Annotated in this window: 26 protein-coding genes; 12 read left to right on the top strand and 14 right to left on the bottom strand. The window is 71.4% G+C overall.

Annotated features, from left to right (window positions below; all coding sequences use genetic code 11):
* Positions 1 to 32: 32 nt before the first annotated feature.
* A complete protein-coding gene (locus tag M6B22_RS01600; protein ID WP_269444019.1) occupies positions 33 to 170 on the top strand; it encodes a hypothetical protein in 138 nt (45 codons plus the stop codon).
* Here the strand turns inward: M6B22_RS01600 and M6B22_RS01605 are convergent.
* Genes M6B22_RS01605 through M6B22_RS01615 form a run of 3 tightly spaced genes read right to left on the bottom strand, consistent with a single transcriptional unit; the run spans position 167 to position 3,683 of the window.
* Positions 167 to 1,957: an ABC transporter ATP-binding protein gene (locus M6B22_RS01605; protein WP_269444020.1), complete on the bottom strand. Its 1,791-nt coding sequence runs from the start codon at positions 1,955 to 1,957 to the stop codon at positions 167 to 169. The genes M6B22_RS01600 and M6B22_RS01605 overlap by 4 nt on opposite strands.
* A complete protein-coding gene (locus tag M6B22_RS01610) occupies positions 1,954 to 2,415 on the bottom strand; it encodes a MarR family transcriptional regulator (RefSeq protein WP_269444021.1) in 462 nt (153 codons plus the stop codon). Before M6B22_RS01610 ends, M6B22_RS01605 begins: the two co-directional genes overlap by 4 nt.
* Positions 2,416 to 2,444: 29 nt before the next feature.
* Positions 2,445 to 3,683, bottom strand: coding sequence for a winged helix-turn-helix domain-containing protein (locus M6B22_RS01615; RefSeq protein WP_269444022.1), 1,239 nt, complete (start codon positions 3,681 to 3,683; stop codon positions 2,445 to 2,447).
* 112 nt (positions 3,684 to 3,795) lie between these two features.
* Between M6B22_RS01615 and M6B22_RS01620 the strand changes: the two genes are divergently transcribed.
* From M6B22_RS01620 to M6B22_RS01650, 7 genes are all read left to right on the top strand, one after another.
* Positions 3,796 to 4,452, top strand: coding sequence for a DedA family protein (locus M6B22_RS01620; RefSeq protein ID WP_269444023.1), 657 nt, complete (start codon positions 3,796 to 3,798; stop codon positions 4,450 to 4,452).
* Positions 4,453 to 4,490: 38 nt separating this feature from the next.
* Entirely contained in the window at positions 4,491 to 4,682 is a 192-nt protein-coding gene (locus M6B22_RS01625; protein WP_269444024.1) for a hypothetical protein, read from the top strand.
* A gap of 28 nt (positions 4,683 to 4,710) precedes the next feature.
* The gene (locus tag M6B22_RS01630; protein WP_269444025.1) at positions 4,711 to 4,902 is read left to right on the top strand and encodes a hypothetical protein; all 192 of its coding nucleotides are present in this window, start codon (positions 4,711 to 4,713) and stop codon (positions 4,900 to 4,902) included.
* 69 nt (positions 4,903 to 4,971) lie between these two features.
* A complete protein-coding gene (locus tag M6B22_RS01635) occupies positions 4,972 to 6,225 on the top strand; it encodes a hypothetical protein (protein ID WP_269444026.1) in 1,254 nt (417 codons plus the stop codon).
* 10 nt (positions 6,226 to 6,235) lie between these two features.
* The gene (locus M6B22_RS01640) at positions 6,236 to 6,826 is read left to right on the top strand and encodes a GNAT family N-acetyltransferase (RefSeq protein ID WP_269444027.1); all 591 of its coding nucleotides are present in this window, start codon (positions 6,236 to 6,238) and stop codon (positions 6,824 to 6,826) included.
* Entirely contained in the window at positions 6,823 to 7,449 is a 627-nt protein-coding gene (locus tag M6B22_RS01645; protein WP_269444028.1) for a DUF2461 domain-containing protein, read from the top strand. Before M6B22_RS01640 ends, M6B22_RS01645 begins: the two co-directional genes overlap by 4 nt.
* A gap of 16 nt (positions 7,450 to 7,465) precedes the next feature.
* The gene (locus M6B22_RS01650; protein ID WP_269444029.1) at positions 7,466 to 8,083 is read left to right on the top strand and encodes a mismatch-specific DNA-glycosylase; all 618 of its coding nucleotides are present in this window, start codon (positions 7,466 to 7,468) and stop codon (positions 8,081 to 8,083) included.
* A 544-nt stretch (positions 8,084 to 8,627) separates the two neighbouring features.
* On the opposite strand, the gene M6B22_RS01655 is transcribed toward M6B22_RS01650, so the two are convergent.
* The 6 genes from M6B22_RS01655 to M6B22_RS01680 form a co-directional block, all read right to left on the bottom strand.
* Positions 8,628 to 9,074, bottom strand: coding sequence for a hypothetical protein (locus M6B22_RS01655; protein ID WP_269444030.1), 447 nt, complete (start codon positions 9,072 to 9,074; stop codon positions 8,628 to 8,630).
* 10 nt (positions 9,075 to 9,084) lie between these two features.
* Positions 9,085 to 9,837: a 4-hydroxy-tetrahydrodipicolinate reductase gene (dapB, locus tag M6B22_RS01660; RefSeq protein ID WP_269444031.1), complete on the bottom strand. Its 753-nt coding sequence runs from the start codon at positions 9,835 to 9,837 to the stop codon at positions 9,085 to 9,087.
* An 11-nt stretch (positions 9,838 to 9,848) separates the two neighbouring features.
* Complete coding sequence (locus tag M6B22_RS01665; RefSeq protein WP_269444032.1) at positions 9,849 to 11,186, bottom strand: M16 family metallopeptidase; 1,338 nt, start codon at positions 11,184 to 11,186, stop codon at positions 9,849 to 9,851.
* Between the two features lie 52 nt (positions 11,187 to 11,238).
* A complete protein-coding gene (locus tag M6B22_RS01670) occupies positions 11,239 to 11,421 on the bottom strand; it encodes a hypothetical protein (protein ID WP_269444033.1) in 183 nt (60 codons plus the stop codon).
* Positions 11,422 to 11,485: 64 nt separating this feature from the next.
* Positions 11,486 to 11,941: an RrF2 family transcriptional regulator gene (locus M6B22_RS01675; protein ID WP_269444034.1), complete on the bottom strand. Its 456-nt coding sequence runs from the start codon at positions 11,939 to 11,941 to the stop codon at positions 11,486 to 11,488.
* A gap of 20 nt (positions 11,942 to 11,961) precedes the next feature.
* The gene (locus tag M6B22_RS01680) at positions 11,962 to 12,897 is read right to left on the bottom strand and encodes a sulfate/molybdate ABC transporter ATP-binding protein (protein ID WP_269444035.1); all 936 of its coding nucleotides are present in this window, start codon (positions 12,895 to 12,897) and stop codon (positions 11,962 to 11,964) included.
* A 263-nt stretch (positions 12,898 to 13,160) separates the two neighbouring features.
* Between M6B22_RS01680 and M6B22_RS01685 the strand changes: the two genes are divergently transcribed.
* The gene (locus M6B22_RS01685; RefSeq protein ID WP_269444036.1) at positions 13,161 to 14,426 is read left to right on the top strand and encodes an IS110 family RNA-guided transposase; all 1,266 of its coding nucleotides are present in this window, start codon (positions 13,161 to 13,163) and stop codon (positions 14,424 to 14,426) included.
* An 11-nt stretch (positions 14,427 to 14,437) separates the two neighbouring features.
* On the opposite strand, the gene M6B22_RS01690 is transcribed toward M6B22_RS01685, so the two are convergent.
* From M6B22_RS01690 to M6B22_RS01705, 4 genes are all read right to left on the bottom strand, one after another.
* Positions 14,438 to 15,268, bottom strand: a complete 831-nt coding sequence (locus M6B22_RS01690) for a sulfate ABC transporter permease subunit (protein WP_269444037.1) — start codon at positions 15,266 to 15,268, stop codon at positions 14,438 to 14,440.
* Entirely contained in the window at positions 15,261 to 16,001 is a 741-nt protein-coding gene (gene cysT, locus M6B22_RS01695) for a sulfate ABC transporter permease subunit CysT (RefSeq protein WP_331459778.1), read from the bottom strand. The genes M6B22_RS01690 and cysT overlap by 8 nt, the downstream gene beginning before the upstream one ends.
* A 137-nt stretch (positions 16,002 to 16,138) precedes the next feature.
* Complete coding sequence (locus tag M6B22_RS01700; protein ID WP_269444039.1) at positions 16,139 to 17,149, bottom strand: extracellular solute-binding protein; 1,011 nt, start codon at positions 17,147 to 17,149, stop codon at positions 16,139 to 16,141.
* 84 nt (positions 17,150 to 17,233) lie between these two features.
* Positions 17,234 to 18,493, bottom strand: a complete 1,260-nt coding sequence (locus M6B22_RS01705; RefSeq protein WP_269444040.1) for an MFS transporter — start codon at positions 18,491 to 18,493, stop codon at positions 17,234 to 17,236.
* A gap of 70 nt (positions 18,494 to 18,563) precedes the next feature.
* Between M6B22_RS01705 and M6B22_RS01710 the strand changes: the two genes are divergently transcribed.
* Genes M6B22_RS01710 through M6B22_RS01720 form a run of 3 tightly spaced genes read left to right on the top strand, consistent with a single transcriptional unit; the run spans position 18,564 to position 19,887 of the window.
* Positions 18,564 to 18,884, top strand: coding sequence for an ArsR/SmtB family transcription factor (locus M6B22_RS01710; protein WP_269444041.1), 321 nt, complete (start codon positions 18,564 to 18,566; stop codon positions 18,882 to 18,884).
* Positions 18,881 to 19,414 carry an SRPBCC domain-containing protein gene (locus M6B22_RS01715; protein WP_269444042.1) on the top strand — a complete coding sequence of 178 codons (534 nt, stop codon included), beginning with the start codon at positions 18,881 to 18,883 and terminating at the stop codon, positions 19,412 to 19,414. The genes M6B22_RS01710 and M6B22_RS01715 overlap by 4 nt, the downstream gene beginning before the upstream one ends.
* Complete coding sequence (locus M6B22_RS01720) at positions 19,411 to 19,887, top strand: SRPBCC domain-containing protein (protein ID WP_269444043.1); 477 nt, start codon at positions 19,411 to 19,413, stop codon at positions 19,885 to 19,887. The genes M6B22_RS01715 and M6B22_RS01720 overlap by 4 nt, the downstream gene beginning before the upstream one ends.
* 144 nt (positions 19,888 to 20,031) lie before the next feature.
* Here M6B22_RS01720 and M6B22_RS01725 read toward each other — a convergent pair whose 3' ends face one another.
* Entirely contained in the window at positions 20,032 to 22,272 is a 2,241-nt protein-coding gene (locus M6B22_RS01725; RefSeq protein ID WP_269444044.1) for a polyribonucleotide nucleotidyltransferase, read from the bottom strand.
* Positions 22,273 to 22,476: the final 204 nt, after the last annotated feature.

The raw sequence follows: 22,476 nt of genomic DNA on the forward strand, positions 1-22,476 counted from the left end.
CCGACGGCGGCCACACCTGGCGCCGGCTGCGCGTGCGGCACGCCGCCTCCGGCTGGTCGGCGGTCGTGCACAACCCGCAGTCGGGCTACGTCAGCCTGCGCAGCACGGTGACCGACACCCACGGCAGCGCTTCGACCACCCAGGTGATCCGCGCGTACGCAGTGCGCTAATCGAGCTCGCCGACCAGCCGGCTGTAGTGCCCACCGGCCGCGAGCAGTTCGGCGTGCGTACCCCGTTCGACGATGCGGCCACGGTCGAGCACCACGATCTGATCCGCACCGCGCACCGTCGAGAGCCGATGGGCGATCGCGATCGTCGTGCGCCCCTTGGCGAGTTCGTCGAGTGCGGCCTGGACCGCCCGCTCGGTGCGGGTGTCCAGGGCGCTCGTCGCCTCGTCCAGCACGAGGACCGGCGGGTTGCGCAACAACATCCGGGCGATCGCCAGCCGCTGCCGCTCGCCGCCGGAGAACCGGTACCCACGGGCCCCGACGACCGTGTCGTAACCGTGCGGCAGCGCACTGATCAACTCGTGGATGTGCGCCGCGCGCGCAGCCTCAGTCAGGTCGGCGTCCGTCGCGTCCGGTGCAGCGAAACGCAGGTTGGCCGCGATCGTGTCGTGGAACAGGTAGGTGTCCTGCGCGACCAGGCCGACCGCGTCGGACACGCAGCCGAAGCTCAACGCCCGCACGTCGACGCCGTCGATGCTGACGACGCCCTGATTCGCGTCATACAGACGGGCAACCAGGTAGCCGAGCGTGGTCTTGCCGGAACCGGTCTCGCCCACGATCGCAGTGGTTCGCCCGGCCGGCACCTCGAGCTCGATGTCGCGCAGCGTCCACTCCCCCGCGTCGTCGTACCGGAAGCTGACGCCCTGGAGGCAAACGTCGCCGCGCACCTCGGCCAGCGTGCGCGCGCCGGGCGCCTCGACCACGTCGACGGGCAGGTCGAGGACCTCGAAGATCCGCCCGAACAGAGCGACCGACGTGGACACCTGGACGCCGATGCTCTGCAGCGCGGTGGCCGGCGCGACCAGCCGGTTCAGCATGCTGGTGAAGGCCACCGCGGTACCGATCGTGATCGTCGCGGCGCCGTTGGCCAGCGCGACGCCGGCGATCCAGTAGACGATCGCGGGGATCATCGTGAGGCTGGCGCGACGGGTGGAGAGCACCCACTTGCCGCTCATGGCCGCCGCCATCTCGGTGTCCGAGAGCTCCCGGGATTCGGCGGCGAACCGGTCGGTCAGCGCCTGCTGCCGGCCAAGGGTCTTGGTGAGCAGCACGCCGGCGACCGACAGCGACTCCTCGAGCAACCCGGTCAGCCCGGCCAGCCGCCGCTGCCGACCGCGCGCGATGGCACGGCGGCGGCGGCCCAGCCGCATCGAGAACAACAGGAACAGCGGCACGACGATCAGGCAGATGCAGCCGAGCCTGAAGTCCATGATCAACGCCGCGATCGCGACCGCCAGCGCGGTGAAGACGTTCTGGATCGTCGAGCTCGCGGTGTTCGTGACGACGTTGTCGACGCCACCGACGTCGTTGCCGATCCGCGACAGCAGCTCGCCGGCCCGGGTGCGGGTGAAGAACCGCAGCGACATGCGCTGCAGGTGCGCGTAGACGCCCACCCGCAGGTCGTGCATCACGCGTTGCCCGATCAGGTTGGACAGCCAGGTGGTCGCGACACCCAGCCCGGCGGCGGCCATGGCGGCCACGAGCATGCCGCCCGCGAACCAGCTGACCAGCGCCGCACTTCGCTCCGGCAGCGCCCGGTCGATGATCTCGCGCAGCAGGAACGGCGAGACGACGTTGGCTAGCGCCTGGACGGCCGCTAGTGCGAGCAGCGCGAACACGGCCCATCGGTAGGGCGCGAACAGGGCGGCCATGCGCCGCAGCGGGACGGCGTCTGCGACGTCCGCGTCGGCGTCGGCATCACGCAACTGGGCGGCCGCGGCCGCCGTCATCGCTCCGTCACCGCGCCGCCGGGTTCGAAGTCGGCCAGCCGTCGCATCACCGCGGCGGCCCGGACCAGCACGTCGCGGTCGGCATCGTCGAGCAGCTGCGCCATCGCCCGGGCGAGCCATGCATCGCGTGGCGCGAACTCCGCTCGCAGGGCGCGCCGGCCCGCGGTCGTCAACACCAGCAGGTACTGGCGGCCGTCGGTCGGATCGGCGGTGCGCTCCAGGTAGCCCGCTGCCTCCAGCGCGGCATAGGTCCGGGTGAGCGACTGCGGCTGGGTGCGCAGCTGGTCGGCCATATCGCCCGGCGTCATCGAGCCATTGGTGACCAGCCGGCCGAGCACCGCGGTCTGGTTCAGGCTGAGGTGGCCGGCGCGCTCAACCCGGGCACGGGACGCGAGCGCGGTCGCGGCCCGGCACACGGTCGCGGCCTCGGTCCTGAGCTCGCGTGAAGTGGTACGCATGTGCTTACGATATAGTAAGCAACAACGTACTAAATGTCGGCGACCGCCTTCGCCAGCCGGGGCGCGAGATCGCCGCGGGGCATGACCTCGATGCCGTCCAGTTCGAGCCATTGCGCTGTCAGCGCGAGTTCGGCGGCCAACTGGTTCGCGACCACGTTCGGGTCCGCGCCGTCTTGCGAATGCGCGCTCTGTACGCGCAGCACGCCGCTCTGGCGGTCGGACTTGAGATCGACACGCGCGACGATCGACTCGCCGAGCAGGAACGGCAGGACGTAGTAGCCGTGCACGCGCTTGGCCGCCGGCGTGTAGATCTCGATCCGGTAGTACAGGTCGAAGAGCCGCTCGGCACGCTCGCGGAACCAGATCAGCGAGTCGAACGGCGACAGCAGGGCGCGAGCACGGACCTGCCGCGGCTGCCTCGCCTCGTGCCACAGGTAGGCAGGCGCCGACCACCCGTCCACCGCAACCGGGAGCAGTTCGCCGGTCTCCACCAGGTCGGCGACGCGCGCCTTGCAGTCGTGGTGGCTCAACCGGAAGTAGTCGCGCAGGTCCGGCTCCGTCGCCACTCCAAGGGCTCGCGCGGACAGCCGGACGAGCTCGCGGGTCGCCTCGGCCCGCGACGGCGTGGGCGCTGCCAGGACCGCGGACGGTAGCACCCGCTCGGTCAGGTCGTAGTACCGCTCGAAGTTGACGCGGCGCGCAGTGGTGACCCGACCGGCGTAGAACAGGTACTCCAGCGCGGTCTTGCCGTCGTGCCAGTTCCACATGTGCCCCGGACGCGGAGCCGGCCGGGCGATGCCCGTGTCGCCGGCGCGGATCGGGCCCTGCTCGGTGACCAGCCTGACGCAGTCCTCGAGCAGGCCGGGATTCTCCTGTGCGATGCGCCGGATCGCCGGCCAGGGCTCGATGTGCGCGCGCTCCATCCGCCAGCGCAGCAACGGCTGGTACCGCACCGGAACGAGCGAGGCGGCATGGGCCCAGTACTCGAACAGTTCCGGCCGCACCGGGGCTGAGGTATACGCGGTGAGCCGGTCCAGCAGGGCGCGCGGGTACGGCCCGAGCCGGGCGAACACCGGCAGGTAGTGCGCCCGGGAGAACACGTTGACCGAGTCGATCTGCAGGATCGCGATGCGGTCGAGCACCCGGCGCAGGTGCCGTGCGTCGACCCGGCCGGTCGGCCGCGGGTCGGCGAAACCCTGGGCGGCGAGCGCGATGCGCCGCGCCCGCGACGCCGAGAGCGCACGCACGCGACGGGGCGGGACGGCCATGGCCGCACTGTATGCGTCGCTGCCGACAGCAGGACGGGCGCAGAGCGTGCCATGGGCGGCAGAGCGCTCGAGGACAGCGCGGTGGATGGGGCGGACGTGGCAGGATGCCGGAGTGTTCGAACACCTCGTCGAGTCGGTCGGCAACGCGGTCGGCGCGTGGCTCTACGTGATCGCCGGGGCGCTCTGCTTCGCCGAGGCGGCAATCCTCGTGGGCATGGTGCTGCCGGGCGAAACCGCACTGCTGGTAGCCGGCGTCTTCTGCGCGCACCACAAGCTCAACTTGTGGGTGATGATCGTCGTCGCCGTGCTGTGCGCCGTGGCCGGCGACTCGGTGGGCTTCGAGTTCGGCAAGAAGTTCGGCCCCCCGCTGCGCGCGTCCCGGCTCGGGCACTGGGTGGGCGAGCACCGCTGGGCGATGGTCGACGGTTTCCTGGTGCGGCACGGCGGCAAGGCGGTGCTGCTGGGGCGGCTCACCGCACTGTTCCGTGCGCTCGTGCCGTCGATGGCCGGGATGAGCAGCATGCGCTACCGCACGTTCGTCGTCTGGAACGTCGCCGGTGGACTGATCTGGGCGCCGGGCTGCGTCCTGCTGGGGTTCGCCTTCTCCAAGTCGCTGTCCACCGTGGGCAGGACGCTGACCTGGGCACCGCTCGCGATCGTGGCGCTCGTGGTTCTCGGCTACGTCGCGCTGCACCTGCGCAAGCGGCGCATCGAGCGCGCCGAAGCAGACGCCTTCGCCGAGTCCGACGCCGCCAGCCCGAGACCCTGACCGATCCGCCGGCGCGGCCGGCGGCCCGCAGTGCGCTGATGGTCCGCGAACTGGATCGCCGGCAGGTGCGCTGGGTGATGAGCGGTTCGACGGTCGCCGCGATCTACGGTGCCGCCCTCGTGCCCAATGACCTCGATGTCGTGCCGGCGCCGGACGAGGAGGACCTGCAGCGCCTCGCCGGGCTTCTCGACGCGCTGGACGCCGTCCCCGCCCCCTGCCGCCGCCGGTGAAAGGCCCCACGCTGGAGGAGTGCCGGGCGTGGCGCGTGGCGCCCCGAACCACCGACCGCCGAGCAGCTGGACCACCTCTTCGTCGTGGCAGATGCTGGACCGGCTGCCGGCCGAAGCCAGGGCCAGGGACATCGCGCGAGCGGAGGTCTACGCGGCGCTGCGCGAGCGATTGCCGTGCGATCCCGATCCGGACCCCCGAGCACTGGCCGCATTGGCCTGAGCGGCCGGCCACGACGCGCCGTCCACAGGCTACGAAGTCGATCAGCTCGCGCACAGTAACCTCACGGCCATGACCGGTCCCGATCAGCCGTACTACCCACCTTCGGGCGCCCAGCCGCAGGGCCCGTACCCGCAGCAGCCGTCCGGGGCAGGTCCGCAGTACCCGTCCGGCGGGTACGCGCAGCAGCCGTACGGTACGTACCCGCAGCAGCCGGCCGGCGCAGGTCCGCAGTACCCGTCCGGGGCCGAGCCCCCCTACCCGCCCTACCCACCGGCCCCGCCCTACCCACCGGCCCCGTCCGGCCCGCCGCGGGGCCCGGGACCGATCGAGCGGATCGGCCCGCGCGCCTGGCGCCGTCCGGATCCGCGGCTCGGTGTCGCGTTGGCCGGTGTCGGAGTGGCCCTGGCGATCATCGGCGTGATCGTCTGGGGCGGCGACTACGTCGTCGAGGGCAGCTTCGGCTCGGGCGGCACCAGCGGCTCGGACAGCCGGCGGCTGCTCGGCGCCGGCCTGGCGTTCCTCGTCGTGGTCATCGGCTACGTCCTGGCGATCCGCCGCAAGCACGGGCCGCTGGCCACCGCCGGAGTCGCCGGCAGCGCGCTCGGCGTCCCGGTGACCCTCACCTTCCTCACCCTCGACCTGCACAGCAGCTCGCTCGCCTCCAGCGATGCGGTCGTGATCGTGTCGATCGTGATCTGGCTGATCAGCTACGTGTACGTCCCGGGAGCCCGCGGCCACGCGTTCTACCTGGGGCTGGCCACGCTCGAGCTGTGGGCCTACCTGCTCGACAAGTCCCAGTCCAGCGGTGTTACCGGGCTCGCGACCGGGTCGATCGGCCGGCTGACGCCCTTGCCGGCCAGCTCGGGACGGCCGGACTGGGCGACGATCGCGGCGATCTCGCTCATCTTCGGCCTGGCCTACTACGCGATCGGCTACTACCTGGACCGGTCCGGGCGGCACGGCATGTCGGTGGCCCTGGCGGTCAGCGGCTTCGTCGCGACCGGCGTCGGCATCGGGGCGCTCGCAGCGGAGATCGACAACGCGACCGGCACCGGCGTGCTCCTCGTGCTGCTCGGGCTCGCCCTGGCCGGCTACGGCGCGCGAACCGGACGCCGATTCACCACCTGGGTGTGGGCCGCGGTGGTCGGCGCCGGCGTGCTAGTGATCGTCTTCGACCAGATCGACTCCGACACCGTCCCGCTCGGTGGCTTCCTGTTGATCCTCGCCGGGCTCGTGGTGGTGGCTGCCGGGCACGTGCTGGGGAACGCCCTCGGCGAAGACGAGTTCCCGCCCGTCGACCAGGTGGCACCGCCCGGTCACTAGTCTCGGGCGCATGGCCGATGTGAGCGTGCGCGCGGCGCGGGAAGGTGACGCCGACGAGATCGGCCGGATCCAGGTCGAGACGTGGCGAACCGGGTACGGCTCGATCCTGCCCGATCCGGTTCTGCAGTCACTCACCCCCGAGCTGGCCGCCGCCGCCTGGCGCGATGCCGTCCTCGAGCCGCCGTCGCCGCGCCACCACGTGCTGGTGGCGCAGGAGCAGACCTGGACGGTCGGCTTCGCCGGCTTCGGCCCCGCCGCCGACACGGTCGCGGCCGAGCCGCCGACCGGGGACGCTGACCCCGCGGAAGCCGCCCCTGCCGAGGATGCCGTCCCGGAGGGCACTATCGAGATCAGCCCGCTGCTGGTCGAGCCGCGCTGGGGACGGCGGGGGCACGGGTCCCGGCTGCTCGCCGCGGTCGTGGACCACGCCCGCGCCGACGGGATGCAGCGCGCGATCGTGTGGATCCCGGAGGCGGACACCGCGTCGCGCGAGTTCTACCTGTCCGCCGGCTGGGCGCCCGACGGGCTGGTGCGCGCGCTTGACACCGGGGCCGGCGAACTGCGCGAGGTCCGGCTGCACGTGTCGCTGGCCGAGTCATGACCTTCACCGGCATCCCCGTCACGGCGCTGGACTTCTACGAGGACCTCGAGGCGGACAACACCAAGGCGTTCTGGACCGCGCACAAGGGCGTCTACGACGAGTCGGTGCGCGGCCCGCTCGAGGCACTCGTCGCCGCGCTGGCCCCCGAGTTCGGCTCGGCCAAACTGTTCCGCCCCTACCGGGACGTCCGGTTCAGCAAGGACAAGACGCCGTACAAGACGCACCAGGGCGCCTGGTTCGGCGAGTCCTCGCGCTACCTGCACGTCTCGGCCGCCGGGCTGTTCGTGGCAGGCGGGTACTGGGACACCTCGTCGGCGCAGGTCGAGCGACTGCGTCGCGCCGTCGGCGACGACGTGGCCGGCCCGGCGCTGGAGCGTGCCCTGGCGCAGACCCGGCGTGCCCGGCTCACGCTCGGCGGCTCGACGATCACCCGGGTGCCCAGCGGCTACCCGAAGGACCACCCGCGAGCCGACCTGCTGCGCTACAAGTCGCTGACGCTGGGGCGCGAGTTCGGTTGCCCGGCGTGGCTGGCGACCTCACGCGCGCAGACCGAGATCGCCAAGGCGTGGCGCGCGATGGCCCCGGTCGTCGAGTGGCTGGACACGCACGTCGGTCGCGACTGACGGCACGCGCACTGACATGGCCCTGCCGGACGTCCTCACCAGCGGGTTGCGCGTCGTGATCGTCGGGACCGCGCCCGCGGCGCCGGCTCGCGGACACTACTACGCCGGCCGCGGCAACCTGTTCTGGCAGTTGCTGCACGAGGCCGGGCTCACCGCGGAACTGCTCACGCCCGAGCAGGACAGGCTGGTGGTGCGCTACGGCCTCGGTCTGACCGACCTGCACAAGAGCGTCGAGGTGCTCGGCCGGGAACGCACCGTGCACTGGCACATCCGCGAGTTCACCGCCAAGCTCCGCCGGTACCGGCCGCAGGCGGTGGCGTTCGTCAGCGCGACGGCCGCGGGCGCGTACGCGCGCGGCGCGGGACTGCGCGGGCTGCGTCCCGGGCCCTGGGGCTCGACGCCGTGGCCGGTCGCCGGGCTGCCCGGGTTCGTGCTGCCGGGGCCGTCCGGCGCGAACAACGGGATGCCGCTGCCGCTGCGGATCGCGCTGTGGCGCGACCTGGCCGATTTCCTCGACACGCACGGCCCGCCTCCCCCCACGGTGCGACCAGCCCCGTCCGGGCCTCGCTTGCGCTGGTGCGGTCGCCTTCCCCCCTGGTGTGACCAACCCCGTCTGCCTTCCCCCCTCGTGTGACCAACCCCGTCTGCTTTCCCCGGGCGTGACCAGCCCCGTCCGGGCCTCGCTTGCGCTGGTACGGTCGCCTTCCCCCCTGGTGTGACCAACCCCGTCTGCCTTCCCCCCTGGTGTGACCAACCCCGTCTGCTTTCCCCGGGCGTGACCAGCCCCGTCCGGGCCTCGCTTGCGCTGGTACGGTCGCCTTCCCCCCTGGTGTGACCAACCCCGTCTGCCTTCCCCCCTCGTGTGACGAAATCTGGGCACTGGATCTGGTAACCGCGTGGGGGGAGCCGCCGCACACTCGTCAGTCGGTGGGGGAAGGCGCACCGGTTCGCCAGTCGGTGGGGATGCGGACTCGTCAGCCGGTGGGGGAAGCGGGTACCGCTGGTCAGCCCGTGGGGAGCCGCCGCACACTCGTCAGTCGGTGGGGGAAGGCGCGCCGGTTCGCCAGTCGGTGGGGATGCGGACTCGTCAGCCGGTGGGGGAAGGCGCGCCGGTTCGCCAGCCGGTGGGGGAAGGCGCGCCGGTTGGCCAGCCGGTGGGGGAAGCGGGTAACGGTTCGTCAGCCGGTGGGGGAAGCGGACGCCGCGGCGATGGCGGTGCGCATGGCGGCCCTCGCCCGCTTGCGGTCGCCCGCGTGGTCGTACGCCTCGGCCAACCGGTACCAGCCGCGCCAGTCCCCCGGCGCCGCCTCGACCTCGGCCCGGCGCTGCGCGAACAGCTCGTCGGCCGCGTCCCGGTCGATACGCCCGGCGGCGGTGCGCGGCAGGTCGTCCGGCGGGACGCCCTGTGCGTCCAGCTCACGACCGAGCCGGGCGGTCGCCGCGCCGAAACGCAGCTCTGCGACGACAACCCAGATCCCGATCAGCGGCAGCACGAGCACGGCCACACCTAGAACCTTCAACCCCACCGAATGTTCGGCAAGCAGGTAGGCGCCGCGGTAGCCGATCAGCGCGAAGTAGGCCGCGAGCGCGAGCAGCAGCAGCGCGACGACGCGTTTGGCGCTCACCGGACCGGGTTCACAGGTCGAGCAGCGGGTCCAGCCCGACGGTGAGACCGGGACGGGACCGGATAGCGCGTACCGCGAGCAGCACACCGGGCATGAACGAGGACCGGTTCAGCGAATCGTGCCGGATGGACAGCGTCTCGCCCTCGGTGCCGAGCAGGATCTCCTGGTGCGCGACCATCCCGGCCAGCCGCACCGCGTGCACCCGCACCCCGTCCACGTCCGCGCCACGCGCGCCGTCCAGCGACTGACTGGTCGCGTCGGGCGGCGGCGCCAACCCGGCCTCGGCACGCGCGGCGGCGATCAGCTGGGCCGTATGGACGGCGGTGCCGCTCGGCGCGTCGACCTTGCCCGGGTGGTGCAGCTCGATCACCTCGGCCGACTCGTAGAAGCGGGCCGCCATCTGGGCGAACCGCATCGACAGCACCGCGCCGATGCCGAAGTTCGGCGCGATCAGCACGCCGAGCTGGGGAGCGTCGGCCAGCCAGGTGCGCACCGTGTCCAGCCGATCCGGCGTGAACCCGGTCGTGCCGACGACGGCGTGCATGCCCTGGTCGACGGCGAAGCGGACGTTGTCCATGACAACGTCGGGGTGGGTGAAGTCGACGAGGACCTGGGCGCCGGCGTCGGCCACGCTGAACAGCCAGTCGCCGGCGTCGACCATCGCGACCAGCTCGAGGTCGCCGGCAGCGTCGACCGCCTTGCACACCTGGGCACCCATCCGCCCGCGCGCACCGAGCACGCCCACCCGGATCGGCTCGCTCATCGCCGCCACCCCTACAGTGCGCCGTCGAAGTCGTGGTCGCCGAAGGGGCCGACCACCGTCAGGCAGCGCGGCCGGCCGAGCAGGTCCGCGGCCACCGCGGCGACGTCCGCCGGCGTGACCGAGTCGACCCGCTGCAGCAGTTCGTCCATGCCCATGACGTCGCCGTAGGCCAGTTCGCTCTTGCCGATCCGCGACATCCGGGATCCGGAGTCCTCGAGCCCCAGCACGATCGAGCCGCGCATCTGCCCCTTGCCGCGGGCGATCTCCTCCGCGGTCAGCGAGCCGCGGGCGGCCGCATCGAGTTCGGCGATCATCAGCCCGAGCACCTCGTCGGCCTTGCCGGGCTGGCAACCCGCGTACACGCCGAACTGGCCGGAGTCGGAGTAGCCGGTGTTGAAGGTGTACACCGAGTACGCCAGGCCGCGCTGCTCGCGGATCTTCTGGAACAGCCGCGAACTCATCCCGCCGCCGAGTGCCGCGGACAGCACTCCGGACGCCCAGCGCCGCGGATCGTGCCTGGTCACACCGTGGACGCCGAGCAGCAGATTCGCCTGCTCGCTGTCCTCCGCGACCACGTGCGTCGGGCGCACCGGCAGGTCGGTCACCTCGATCCGGCTGGGACGCAGCGGCGCGGGAGCGCGCCCCGGCTGCAGGTGTCCGGCGAACGCGCGGCGCAGCAGCCGCACGACCTCGGCATGCGCGACGTTCCCCGCAACCGACACCACCATCGCCTCCGGCACGTACCGGCGCCGGTAGTAGCCGGCGATCTGGCGCCGGGTCAGCCCCGCGATCGACTCGACGCTGCCCAGGATCGGCCGGCCCAGGGGGGTGTCGCCGTGCAGCGCGGCGGCGAACTCGTCGTGCACGAGGTCGGCCGGATCGTCGTCGCGCATCGCGATCTCCTCGAGCACGACACTGCGCTCGACGTCGACGTCCTGGGCGGTGATCGTCGCGTTCAGCACCACGTCGGCGATGATGTCCACCGCGAGCGGCAGGTCGCGATCGAGGACGGTGGCGTAGAAGCAGGTGTGCTCCTTCTCGGTGAACGCGTTGAACTCGCCGCCGACCGCGTCCATGGCGCTGGCGATGTCGAGCGCCGAGCGGGTGGCGGTGCCCTTGAACAGCAGGTGCTCGAGGAAGTGGCTGGTCCCGGCGAGCGTCGAGGTCTCGTCCCGCGAGCCCACCGGCACCCAGACGCCGACGCTGACGCTGCGCACTCCGGGCATCGCCTCGCTGACCACCCGCAGCCCGCCCGGCAGCACGGTTCGGGTGATGACGCCGCCTCCGGTGGCGGGAAGTCGCCGGGTCACGGCCCGGTCGACCGGACGTGCCGTGCGTGACGAGCTCATCCCGCGATCCTAGGGGGTGGTCGGTGCCGGTCCGGACGGCGCGGGATCGGGCTCAGCGCGCGACCGCGCTCGGGGGCTGCGGCATCGGCTCGGGGCTCGGCACCGGTTCGGGGCTCGGCACCGGCTCGGGGTCGGGCAACGGCGCGGGCTGCGGGTCCGGCACCCGGGCGCGCACCGGCTCCAACGCCGGCACCGCGTCCCCGGCGATCAGGGTGGCGATCAGAGTCTCGGTCATCACGGGCTCCCCTCGGCTCAGGTGATCCAGGCTACGCAACGCGGTCGGCGCGGGCGCCGCTCGTTCAGCGGGCCGACCAGGCATCCGGGGCGCTGAGCATGGTGCGCACCTGGGGCGAGAACTCACCGCTGAGGACCTGCGCCAGGGTCGTCTCGTCCAGCACCGACCGCAGCGCCGCGCGTACCGCGACCCAGACGTCGGGCAGGTGTTCGGCGACCCCGGCATAGGTCGTCTCGTGCGGCCGCAGCCCGCGCACCTCGGCCAGTGGGCCGTCGACGGCCCGGATGACAGCCGCGATGGTGATCTCGGTGGCCGGACGGGCGAGCGCATACCCGCCGTCGGCGCCGCGCTGGCTACGGACCAAGCCGGCCCGGCGCAGTTCGCCCAGGATCGCCTCGACGAACTTGCGCGGCAGTCCCTGCTCGCCCACCACGACCTCGACCTTGACCAGGTCCGGTTCGTGCGAGGCGAGCGAGAGCAAGGCCCGCACCGCGTAGTCGGTCTTCGCCGAGATCTGCACCCCGGCATCCTCTCACCCGGCTAACGCGGGCTCCGCACCCAGACGCCGCGGCCGGGAGCCAGCTCCAGCGCCTCGGCCTGACCCCGTGTCAGCTGTACCCAGGGCGTCTGCCCGGCCAGCTCCAATTCGGCCCGGACCTCGAACCCGACCCGCTGCACGCGTGCGACCTGCGCCTGGACCGCGCCTTCGACGGCCGCGCCGAAGACCTCGATGTCGTGCGGGCGCACCAGCCGTCCGTGCAGCGTGGTGACCGGGCCGAGGAAGCGCATCACGAAGTCCGAGGCGGGCTTGTCGTACAGCTCATCGGGCTGGCCGGCCTGCTCGATCCGGCCGGCATTGATCACCACGATCTCGTCGGCGACCTCCAAGGCCTCCTGCTGGTCGTGCGTCACGAACACGGTCGTCACGCGCACCTGGTCGTGCAGCCGCCGCAGCCAGTCGCGAAGCTCCTTGCGCACCGTGGCATCGAGCGCGCCGAACGGCTCGTCCAGCAGCAGGACCGACGGCTCGACGGCGAGGGCGCGAGCCAGTGCCATGCGCTGACGCTGGCCGCCGGACAGCTGCGCGGGCATCCGGTCGGCGAACTGCGCCAGGTGCACCAGGTCGAGCAGCTCGTCCACCCGCGCGCGGATCTCGGCCTTGGGCCGCTTGCGGATCTCCAGCCCGAACGCCACGTTGCGGTACACCGACATGTGCTTGAACGCCGCGTAGTGCTGGAAGACGAAGCCGACGTTGCGGCGCTGCGCGGGAATCCGGGTGCTGTCCACCCCGTTGATGCGCACCGACCCGACGTCAGCGTCCTCCAGCCCGCCGATGATGCGCAGCAAGGTGGACTTGCCGCCGCCGCTGGGTCCCAACAGCGCGGTCAGGCCACCGCTGCGCACGTCGAGATCGACGTCCTCCAGCGCGACGAACGAGCCGAACCGCTTGGTGATGCCGGTGGCGACGATGCTCACTGGTGCACCATCCTTGTGTCACTGATCTCGGATGGATTGGTGATGCGCCCGAGGTGCCGCCAGGTCATCGCCCAGCTCGCTCGACCCGGTTGAGGTCCATCGTGAGATATGCGAGGCCTGGTGGTTGCCCGGGACGTGCCGACCGTCGACAGGGCTGAGCGCCGTCGAGCGCCGATCAGTGAGCGAACCGGCTGCCACGTCCGGGAACCACCGGTACCGCACGTGGGCGCCTCCCCACTGGGTCTAGCAGCGAGGAGGCTGACGTGAAGTCTGCCAGCACCACCCCGAACAGCACACTGCCCGACGAGCCGCCCAACGGTCTTACCGGCGGGTTGGATTGGTCGCGTGATGACCATGCCGTCTCGGTCGTTAGCGACCGCGGCCGCGAACTCGTCCGGCACACCGTCCAGCACACCGCCGACGGGTTGCGCGAGCTGGTCGCCGTCCTCATCGACGCCGGCTGTCACGAGGTCGCGATCGAACGCCCGGACGGGCCGGTAGTCGACGCGCTGCTCGCCGCTGGCCTGACCGTCGTGGTGATCAACCCGAACAAGGTCAAGAACCTGCGCGGTCGGTACGGCTCGGCCGGCAACAAGGACGACCGGTTCGACGCGTTCGTGCTGGCCGACACGCTGCGCACCGACCGAGCCCGGCTGCGACCTCTTATCCCCGACACTCCGCCCACCGTCGCGCTGCGCCGCGCCGTCCGCGCCCGTCGCGACCTGGTCGCCAACCGCGTCGGCACCGCGAACCAGCTGCGGGACCACCTCAAGCGAGTTTTCCCTGGCGCGGTCGGCCTGTTCGCCGATCTCGACAGTGCGATCAGCCTCGCCTTCCTGACCCGCTTCACCACTCAGCAGCAGGCCGACTGGCTCACCCCGATCCGCCTCGGAACCTGGCTGGCCAAGCAGGGTTACTCCGGCAAGGTCGATCCGGCGGTGTTGCACGCCCGCCTGCTCACCGCCCCGCGCGGCCCCATCGGCACCGAGGCCGACGCCCACGCTGCGATCACCCGCGGCTACGTCGCTGTGCTGACCGTGCTGCTCGAACAGATCAAAGCCCTCAGTACCGAGATCGAGACCCAGCTCGCCTCGCACGCTGACGCGCACATCTTCACCAGCCTGCCCCGCGCCGGAAAAGTCCGAGCCGCCCGGCTGCTCGCCGAGATCGGCGACTGCCGCGCCCGCTTCCCCACCCGAGAATCGCTGGCCAGCCTGGCCGGCGTCACACCCTCGACCCGACAATCGGGCAAGAGCCACGTCGTCGCGTTCCGCTGGGCCCGCGACAAACAACTGCGCGACGCCGTCACCGACTTCGCCGGCGACACCCGCCGCGCCAACCCCTGGGCTGCTGACCTCTACAACCGTGCCCGAACCCGCGGCCACGACCACCCCCACGCCGTCCGCATCCTCGCCCGCGCCCGGCTCAACATCATCTGGCACTGCTGGCAGACCCACCAGGCCTACGACCCCGAACAACACCTCGCGCTCCAACGCATCCTCAAGCAAGATCAACTCGAGGCGGCTTGACACAGGGCTTCTCACGGGAGCTCCTTGGGACGCAGCAGCGAGACGGCGACGATGGCCACGACCGCGACGGCGATGAGGACGACGGACACCTGGTAGGCGCCCGGGACGAGCTGCTGTACGCGCTCGTTCACCAGCAGCGTCGCGGTTTGGGTCTGCCCGGCGCCGCTGACGTTCCCGGACACCACCTGTACCGCGCCGAACTCGCCGATCGAGCGGGCCAGGCTCAGCACGATCCCGTAAGCCAGCGCCCACCTGATCGTGGGCAGGGTGATGCGTACGAATCGCTGCACGGCCGAGGCGCCGAGCACCCGCGCGGCATGCTCGGCGTCCATGCCTTCGTCCTGCAGGACCGGGACGATCTCGCGGAGCACCAGCGGCAGCGAGACGAACACGGTCGCGAGGATCATCCCGGGGACGGCGTAGATCACCTCGATCCCGCTGTCGGCGAGTGGCCTGCCCAGCCAGCCGTTGCGCGGGCCGTACACCAGCACGAGCGCGAGCCCGACAACGATCGGCGACACCGAGATCGGCAGGTCGATCACGACGTTCAGCAGCCGCTTGCCGGCGAACCGGTATCGCGTCAACAGCAGCGCGACACCGACCCCGAAGAGCACGTTGATCACGACCGCGACGCCCGCGACGAGGCCGGTGAGCCGGAACGCCTGGACGGCCTGTTCCGAACTGATCGCCGCGCAGAACTGACCGACCCCCTCATCGAAGGCGCGCCACAGCACTACCGCGACGGGCAGTGCCACCAGGATCGCGACGTACCCCAGGGCCAGCGCGCGCAGGGCATAGCGCGACCGGCGCGGCGCCGCCGCCGTTTGGCTGCGTTCAGCCATCGCGCACCGCCCGCCGCTGCAGCAGGTCGAGCGCCGCGAGCACCACCAGGCTGACCAGCAGCAGCACGGTCGCGGTCGCAGCGGCACCGACGAAGTCGAAGTTCTGGATCTGCTGGAACACGTACATCGACGACACGCGCGTGCGGTTCAGCCCGCCCGAGATGAGCAGCACCGACCCGTACTCCCCCATCGCGCGGGCGAACGCCAGCGCTGTCCCGGAAACGACGGCGGGGGTGATCACCGGCAGCACGATCCGGCGGAACGTGGTGAACCGGCCGGCGGCGAGCGACGCGGCTGCCGCTTCGGCCTCGAGGTCCACACCCATCAGCACCGGCTGCACGGTGCGGACCACGAAGGGCAGGGTCACGAACAGCAGGGCGAACACGATCGCGCGCTGGGTGCCCAGCAGGTCGATGCCCACCGGGCTGCTTGCGCCGTAGAGGGTGATCAGCACCAGGCCGGCGACGATGGTGGGCAACGCGAACGGCAGGTCGATAACGATCTCGACAAGCCGCTTTCCCGCGAACTCGTCCCGTACGAGCACCCAGGCGATCACCGTTCCCAGCACGGCATTCACCGCGGCGACCAGCAGCGAACTGGTCACGGTGAGCCGCAGGGCGTCGCGGGCCGCCGGAGTCGAGACGGCGCTCCAGAAGCCCCACCAGCCATCGCTGCCGGCCTTGGCGAGCACCGCGGCGAGCGGGATCAGCACCAGCAGGCTCAGCCAGAGCACCGCGGTGCCCAACCCGAGCCGAGACGCTGTACCGAGCCGAACTGCTGCGCCGGGCGGTGCACCGGCGGCCGACGCGGTGGCCCTGCGTGGGACCGCGCGGCCACCGTCGGCGTGTACCGTCTCCGAACCCGGCACGTTCAACCCACCTCGGCGGCGATCTTGGTGACGATGCCGTCGGCACCGAAGAACTCCTCGTTGACCTTCGACCAACCGCCGAGGTCGGCGATGGTGGTCAGCTTGCCGACCTCGGGGAACGGCTCGCTCGGGTTGTTGGCCCCCTTGACGGTGCCGGGGTCGACGCCCGCGACCACCGGTCGGAGCCCGTTCGCGGCGAAGGTCTGCTGCCCGGCGGTGCTCAGCGCGTAGGCCAGGAAGTCCTTCGCGGTCTGCGACGCGTCCTTGGTGACGGCGGCCGGGTTCTCGATCAGGAAGGTGGCGTCAGGCACCACGTAGTCGACGTCCGCGCCCTTCTGGCGCGCGCTGATCGCCTCGTTCTCGTAGGAGATGAGCGCGTCGCCGGTGCCCGAGTCGAACGTGGCGGTGGCCTCGGCGCCGCTGGCCGGCCGGCTGACGGTGTGCCGGTAGAACTCGGTCAGGTAGGCACTTGCTTCGGACGCGCTGCCGCCGCCGGCGAGCGCCTGGGTGTAGGCGGCCAGGATGTTCCACTTGGCCGACCCGGACGACGCCGGGTCGGGCGTGACGATCCTGACGCCCGGCTTGATCAGGTCGGCCCAGCCCTCGATGTGCTTGGGGTTGCCCGTGCGCACGACGATCACGACGACCGAGTCCGAGACCATGCCCTTCGTCGGCCCGCGGTTCCAGTCGGCGGCAACGGTGTTCGGTACCAGCCGGGTCAGGTCCGGCTCGAGCGAGAACGCGACATAGTCGGCGGCCTGGCCGTTCGCCACGGCCTTGCTCTGCGAACCGCTCGCGCCGTACGAGGCGGAGAAGCTCGCGCCGTTGCCCGCGCCGGTCTTCGCGAAGGCGGACGTCAGCGCGTCGTAGGCGGGCTTGGGTACCGAGTACGCGACGATCGCGACCGTGTGCGCCCTTCCGACGCCGGACGACCTGCACCCGGCGAGCACGGACGCGGTGGCGAGCGCGAGCGCGACGACCGCGCGAGCTCGGTGGGACGGCGGCGTGAACATGGGGCGACCCCTCGCTTGTCGGTTATGCCTATCGATTCACTAGACAATACGAGAGGCCGGGCAACTGCGCCAGTGCCGAATGGGTCAGCTCACTCCGCTGTGCCGTGCCTCCGGCGGCTCGGGTGGCTCCGGCGACTCCCCCGGGTCCATCGCGAGAGCGGGCACCGCGGCCTCCCCCGCCGGCTTGAGGGTCTCCGGAGAGGCGGCGACCAGGGGCAGCGGCGCCAGCGCGACCGCGGCACACACCAGGAACGTCGCGCCGTAGCCGTGCGCGTCGGCGATCGCGCCCGCCGTCACCGGGCCGATGATCGCGCCGAGGTCGCCGGCCATCTGGAACACCGCGACCACGGTGCCGCCGCGCGAGCCGACCACGTCACCCATGACCGCCCCGGGCGCCACCGAATCGGCGGCGCCGGCGACCCCGAGCAGGGCCATCGCGACCATCAATCCCGCGAGCGTGGGCGCGCCGGGCAGCAGCACGTACCCGACGGCGCCCAGCGCCAGGCCGAGCAGGATCAGCGGCCGGCGGCCGCGGGTGTCGGCCAGCCGGCCGAAGGGCAGCAGCAGCGCGCCGCTGACGACACTCACGACCAGGAAGGCCAGGTACACCCACCCGGAACCGAGGTGCAGCCGGTCGCTCATGAACTGCGGGACGATCGCCGAGCGCGCGCCGACGATCGCGAAGTCTCCGGCGAAGCCTGCCGCGAGCGCGCCGAGATAGGCGCGTTGGCGCAGTGCGGCCTGCAGCGGGAGCGGCGAGGTGCGGGCGGCACCCGGGGCGGCGAACTCGCTGTGCCGCAGCGTGGCGAGCGCGAGCAGACCGGCGACGACCAACGTCCCGGCGTACAGGAAGAACGGCGCCCGCAGCGACCACACGGCGACCGTTCCCACGGCCGGTCCGGCGATCATGCCGAGCAGGAACGCGCCGGCCCAGGTGCCCTGTGCCCGCCCGCGCAGGTGGCTGGGCGTCACCCGCACCAGGATGCTGGCCGCGCTCACGCTGAACATGATCGAGCCGACGCCACCGATCCCGCGCAGCACCAGCAACTGCCAGTACGCGCCGGAGAACCCGGCGAGCAGGCTGGACACCGACACGATGCCGATGCCGGCCGCGAGCATCACCCGCTCGCCGAACGCGTTCACCAATCGGCCGACGAACGGGGCGGTGATCAACCGCATGAACGCGAACGCGCTGATCACCGCGCTGGCTGCCGTCTTGCTGACGCCGAACTCGCGCGCGAACAGCGGGATCGCCGGCGCGACGACGCCGTAGCCGAGCGCAACCATGAAGGCGACCACGACGAGTGCGCGCACCTCGGTGGGCAGGTCGCGCAACACGCGCATGCAGCCTCCCCCGGGTCGTGATCCCGGTCCATCTTGACAGGTGACTATTCGGTCACCTATTTTGGCTGCCATGGACGACGGCGATCGGGTGTTCAAAGCACTCGCCGACCCGACCCGGCGTCACCTGTTGGACCGGCTCTTCGAGCACGACGGCCGCACGCTCACCGAGCTGGAGCGCGAGCTGGCGATGAGCCGCTTCGGCGTCATGAAGCACCTCAAGGTGCTCGAGGAAGCCGGCCTCGTCACCACCCGCAAGCAGGGCCGGGAGAAGCTGCACTTCCTCAACCCGGTGCCGATCCGGCTGATCCACGACCGCTGGATCGACAAGTTCACCGAGCGCCACGTCAGCGCGCTCGCCGACCTCAAACACGAATTGGAGAAGGGCTCATGACAGCACCTGACCTGACCGCGACAATGGCTGCGACCCAGGTGTACCGCGTGTACATCCGCGCGACGGCTGAAGCGATCTGGACCGCGATCACCGATCCCGATTGGACGGTGCGCTACGGCTACGGCGGGTACGCGCACTACGAGTTGCGCGCCGGTGGCCGCTACTACGTCACGCCGGACGACGCCTTCCGCGCCGGCGCCGAGGCGCGCGGCAACGTGCTGCCCGAGGTGATCATCGAGGGCGAGGTACTCGAGTGCGATCCACCCCGCAAGCTGGTCACCACGTTCCGCATGCTGATGGATCCCGCGATCGCCGCCGAGCCGCTCACCCGGATCACCCACGAGATCGCCGACCGCGGCAACGGCACCTGCGCGCTCACCGTCACCCATGAGCTCGAGGGCGCGCCGAGGCTGGCGATGATCCTCGGCGGCGCGTGGGAGGACGGCGGTGCCGGCGGCGGGTACGCCTGGGTGCTCAGCGACCTGAAGACGCTGCTCGAGACCGGGTCGCCGATGGCGGGTGCGCAATGACGTCCGCAACCGGCGCGCACGCACCGACCACCGAGGCCCTGACGACTCAGGTGTACACGATCTTCATCCGCACCACCCCTGAACGGCTCTGGGCGGCGATCACCACTGCGGAGTTCACCCGCCGCTACTTCCACGGCGCGAGCGTGACCATCCGCGACAGCCGGCTAGTCTCGCTCAGCCCGGCCGACGCGGTCTGGATGGACGAGGCGGTCGAGGTGTGGGATCCGCCGCGCCGGCTCGTTCACGGCTGGCACTCCGGCTACGACCCGGACATGGCGGCCGAGCCGGCGAGCCGGGTGAGCTGGGAGATCGACGAGGACGAGCCGGGGGTGTGCCGGCTGACCGTCACCCACGACCGCCTCGACGGCGCGCCGAAGACGGCCGAGAGCGTGTTCGGGCGCGGCTGGATGCGCGTACTGTCCGGCCTGAAGACGCTGCTGGAGACCGGCGAGCCGCTGGCGGCGACGCGATGAGCTGCGCGTTCCTGGCGGCGCGGCCACGCGAGCGGTTCCACCTGGAGCGCTACCGGCCCTGACCGTCCGTCCCGTCAAGCACGTTGTCCTCGCTTCCCCACCGCAGACGGCAGGGAGGCGAGGACAACTGTGTGAGCAGGAGGGTTACTCCGCCGCGGCGTCCGCGGTGGCGGGCGCGGCGGCGTCGGCCGGGGCGGCGGAGTCGTCCACCAGGCCGAGGCTGATCTTGCCGCGCTGGTCGATCTCCAGGATCTCGACCTGGATCTTGTCGCCGACGTTCACGACGTCCTCGACCTTGCCGATCCGCTTGCCCTTACCGAGCTTGCTGATGTGCACCAGGCCGTCCTTGCCCGGCAGCAGCGAGACGAACGCGCCGAACGCGGCGGTCTTGACCACCGTGCCCAGGAACCGCTCGCCCACCTTGGGCATCTGCGGGTTCGCGATCGCGTTGATCCGGTCGATCGCGGCCTGCGCGGACAGACCGTCCTCGGCGCCCACGTAGATCGTGCCGTCGTCCTCGATGGTGATCTGCGCGCCGGTGTCGTCCTGGATCGAGTTGATCATCGCGCCCTTGGGACCGATGACCGCGCCGATCTTGTCGACCGGGATCTTCACCACGGACACGCGCGGCGCGTACGGGCTCATCTCGTCCGGGCCGTCGATGGCCTCGGCCATCACGTCCAGGATGTGCAGCCGGGCGTCACGCGCCTGCTTCAGCGCCGCAGCGAGCACCTCGGACGGGATGCCGTCGAGCTTGGTGTCCAACTGCAGCGCGGTGACGAACTCCTTGGTTCCGGCGACCTTGAAGTCCATGTCGCCGAACGCATCCTCCGCACCGAGGATGTCGGTCAGCGCGACGTACTCGGTCTTGCCGTCGACCGTGTCGGAAACCAGGCCCATCGCGATGCCCGCGACCGGTGCCTTCAGCGGCACACCGGCGTTGAGCAGGCCGAGGGTCGAGGCGCACACCGAGCCCATCGAGGTCGACCCGTTGGAGCCGAGCGCCTCGGACACCTGGCGGATCGCGTACGGGAACTCGTCGCGGCCGGGAAGGACCGGCACGAGCGCGCGCTCGGCCAGGGCGCCGTGGCCGATCTCGCGGCGCTTGGGCGAACCGACACGGCCGGTCTCCCCGGTCGAGTAGGGCGGGAAGTTGTAGTTGTGCATGTACCGCTTGGTGCGGGTCGGGCTGAGCGTGTCGAGCTTCTGCTCCATCCCGAGCATGTTCAACGTGGTGACGCCCAGGATCTGCGTCTCGCCGCGCTGGAACAGGGCCGAACCGTGCACCCGCGGCACGACCTCGACCTCGGCCGAGAGGGTGCGGATGTCGGCGAGCCCACGGCCGTCGATGCGCACCTTGTCGCGCAGGATGCGCTGGCGTACCAGCTTTTTGGTCAGCGCGCGGTACGCCGGGCTGATCTCGTTCTCGCGGCCCTCGAAGCGTGGGCCGACCAGGGACTTCGCCTGGTCCTTGAGTTCGTCCAGCCGCGCCTCGCGCTGCTGCTTGTCGGCGATCGTCAGCGCCTCGGCCAGCGCCGCGCTGACCTCCTCGGTGACGGCGGCGAGCACGTCGTCCTGGTAGTCCAGGAACACCGGGAACTCGGCGACCGGCTTGGCCGCCTTCGCGGCGAGTTCGGCCTGCGCGCGGCACAGCGCGGCGATGAACGGCTTGGCGGCCTCCAGGCCCTCGGCGACGACCTCCTCGGTCGGCCGGGTGGCACCGCCGGCGATCAGTTCGATGGTGTTCTCGGTGGCCTCCGCCTCGACCATCATGATCGCGACGTCACCGGAGTCCAGCAGCCGGCCGGCAACCACCATGTCGAAGGTGGCGCGCTCGAGTTCGGAGTGCTTCGGGAAGCCGACCCACTGCCCGTCGATCAGTGCGACGCGGGTGCCGCCCACCGGGCCGCTGAACGGCAGACCCGAGATCTGCGTGGACGCCGACGCCGCGTTGATCGCCAGCACGTCGTACGCGTGGTCGGGGTTGAGCGCCATGACCGTGATCACGACCTGGACCTCGTTGCGCAGGCCCTTGATGAACGTGGGCCGCAGCGGCCGGTCGATCAGCCGGCAGGTGAGGATCGCGTCCTCGCTGGGGCGGCCCTCGCGGCGGAAGAACGAGCCGGGGATACGGCCCGCGGCGTACATGCGCTCCTCGACATCGACCGTGAGCGGGAAGAAGTCGAAGCCTTCCCTGGGGTGCTTGCCGGCGGTGGTCGCCGACAGCAGCATGGTGTCGTCGTCCAGGTAGGCGACGACCGAGCCGGCGGCCTGCTTGGCCAGGCGTCCGGTCTCGAAGCGGATGCTCCGGGCGCCGAACGAGCCGTTGTCGATGGTTGCGACGGTCTCGAAGACACCGTCGTCGTTCTGGTTTGCCTCTGACACAGAGGACTCCTCTCGTACGTCACGCCACGCACCACCGCCGGATGGCGGCAGCACGGTGCGCTGGACTGATGCCAGACGCGCTGCGACGTACGAGCTCACACCTTGTACAGGTGCCGGTCTTCGATCGAAGCGGGCGGATCACAGGACCCGTCCGCCACTACCGAGGACCGGCGTCCTCTCGTGTCGCAAGGACGCGCATGAGTG

Origin of the sequence: Jatrophihabitans cynanchi (assembly GCF_027247405.1) — a bacterium.
Taxonomy (GTDB): Bacteria; Actinomycetota; Actinomycetes; order Mycobacteriales; family Jatrophihabitantaceae; genus Jatrophihabitans_B; species Jatrophihabitans_B cynanchi.

Excerpts from the sequence above, each read along its gene's own strand:
- M6B22_RS01605 (WP_269444020.1), bottom strand. The coding sequence starts at position 1,957 with ATGACGGCGGCCGCGGCCGCCCAGTTGCGTGATGCCGACGCCGACGCG.
- M6B22_RS01610 (WP_269444021.1), bottom strand. The coding sequence starts at position 2,415 with ATGCGTACCACTTCACGCGAGCTCAGGACCGAGGCCGCGACCGTGTGC.
- M6B22_RS01615 (WP_269444022.1), bottom strand. The coding sequence starts at position 3,683 with ATGGCCGTCCCGCCCCGTCGCGTGCGTGCGCTCTCGGCGTCGCGGGCG.
- M6B22_RS01625 (WP_269444024.1), top strand. The coding sequence starts at position 4,491 with ATGGTCCGCGAACTGGATCGCCGGCAGGTGCGCTGGGTGATGAGCGGT.
- M6B22_RS01635 (WP_269444026.1), top strand. The coding sequence starts at position 4,972 with ATGACCGGTCCCGATCAGCCGTACTACCCACCTTCGGGCGCCCAGCCG.
- M6B22_RS01640 (WP_269444027.1), top strand. The coding sequence starts at position 6,236 with ATGGCCGATGTGAGCGTGCGCGCGGCGCGGGAAGGTGACGCCGACGAG.
- M6B22_RS01645 (WP_269444028.1), top strand. The coding sequence starts at position 6,823 with ATGACCTTCACCGGCATCCCCGTCACGGCGCTGGACTTCTACGAGGAC.
- M6B22_RS01650 (WP_269444029.1), top strand. The coding sequence starts at position 7,466 with ATGGCCCTGCCGGACGTCCTCACCAGCGGGTTGCGCGTCGTGATCGTC.
- dapB (WP_269444031.1), bottom strand. The coding sequence starts at position 9,837 with ATGAGCGAGCCGATCCGGGTGGGCGTGCTCGGTGCGCGCGGGCGGATG.
- M6B22_RS01665 (WP_269444032.1), bottom strand. The coding sequence starts at position 11,186 with ATGAGCTCGTCACGCACGGCACGTCCGGTCGACCGGGCCGTGACCCGG.
- M6B22_RS01670 (WP_269444033.1), bottom strand. The coding sequence starts at position 11,421 with ATGACCGAGACTCTGATCGCCACCCTGATCGCCGGGGACGCGGTGCCG.
- M6B22_RS01690 (WP_269444037.1), bottom strand. The coding sequence starts at position 15,268 with ATGGCTGAACGCAGCCAAACGGCGGCGGCGCCGCGCCGGTCGCGCTAT.
- M6B22_RS01700 (WP_269444039.1), bottom strand. The coding sequence starts at position 17,149 with ATGTTCACGCCGCCGTCCCACCGAGCTCGCGCGGTCGTCGCGCTCGCG.
- M6B22_RS01705 (WP_269444040.1), bottom strand. The coding sequence starts at position 18,493 with ATGCGCGTGTTGCGCGACCTGCCCACCGAGGTGCGCGCACTCGTCGTG.
- M6B22_RS01710 (WP_269444041.1), top strand. The coding sequence starts at position 18,564 with ATGGACGACGGCGATCGGGTGTTCAAAGCACTCGCCGACCCGACCCGG.
- M6B22_RS01715 (WP_269444042.1), top strand. The coding sequence starts at position 18,881 with ATGACAGCACCTGACCTGACCGCGACAATGGCTGCGACCCAGGTGTAC.
- M6B22_RS01720 (WP_269444043.1), top strand. The coding sequence starts at position 19,411 with ATGACGTCCGCAACCGGCGCGCACGCACCGACCACCGAGGCCCTGACG.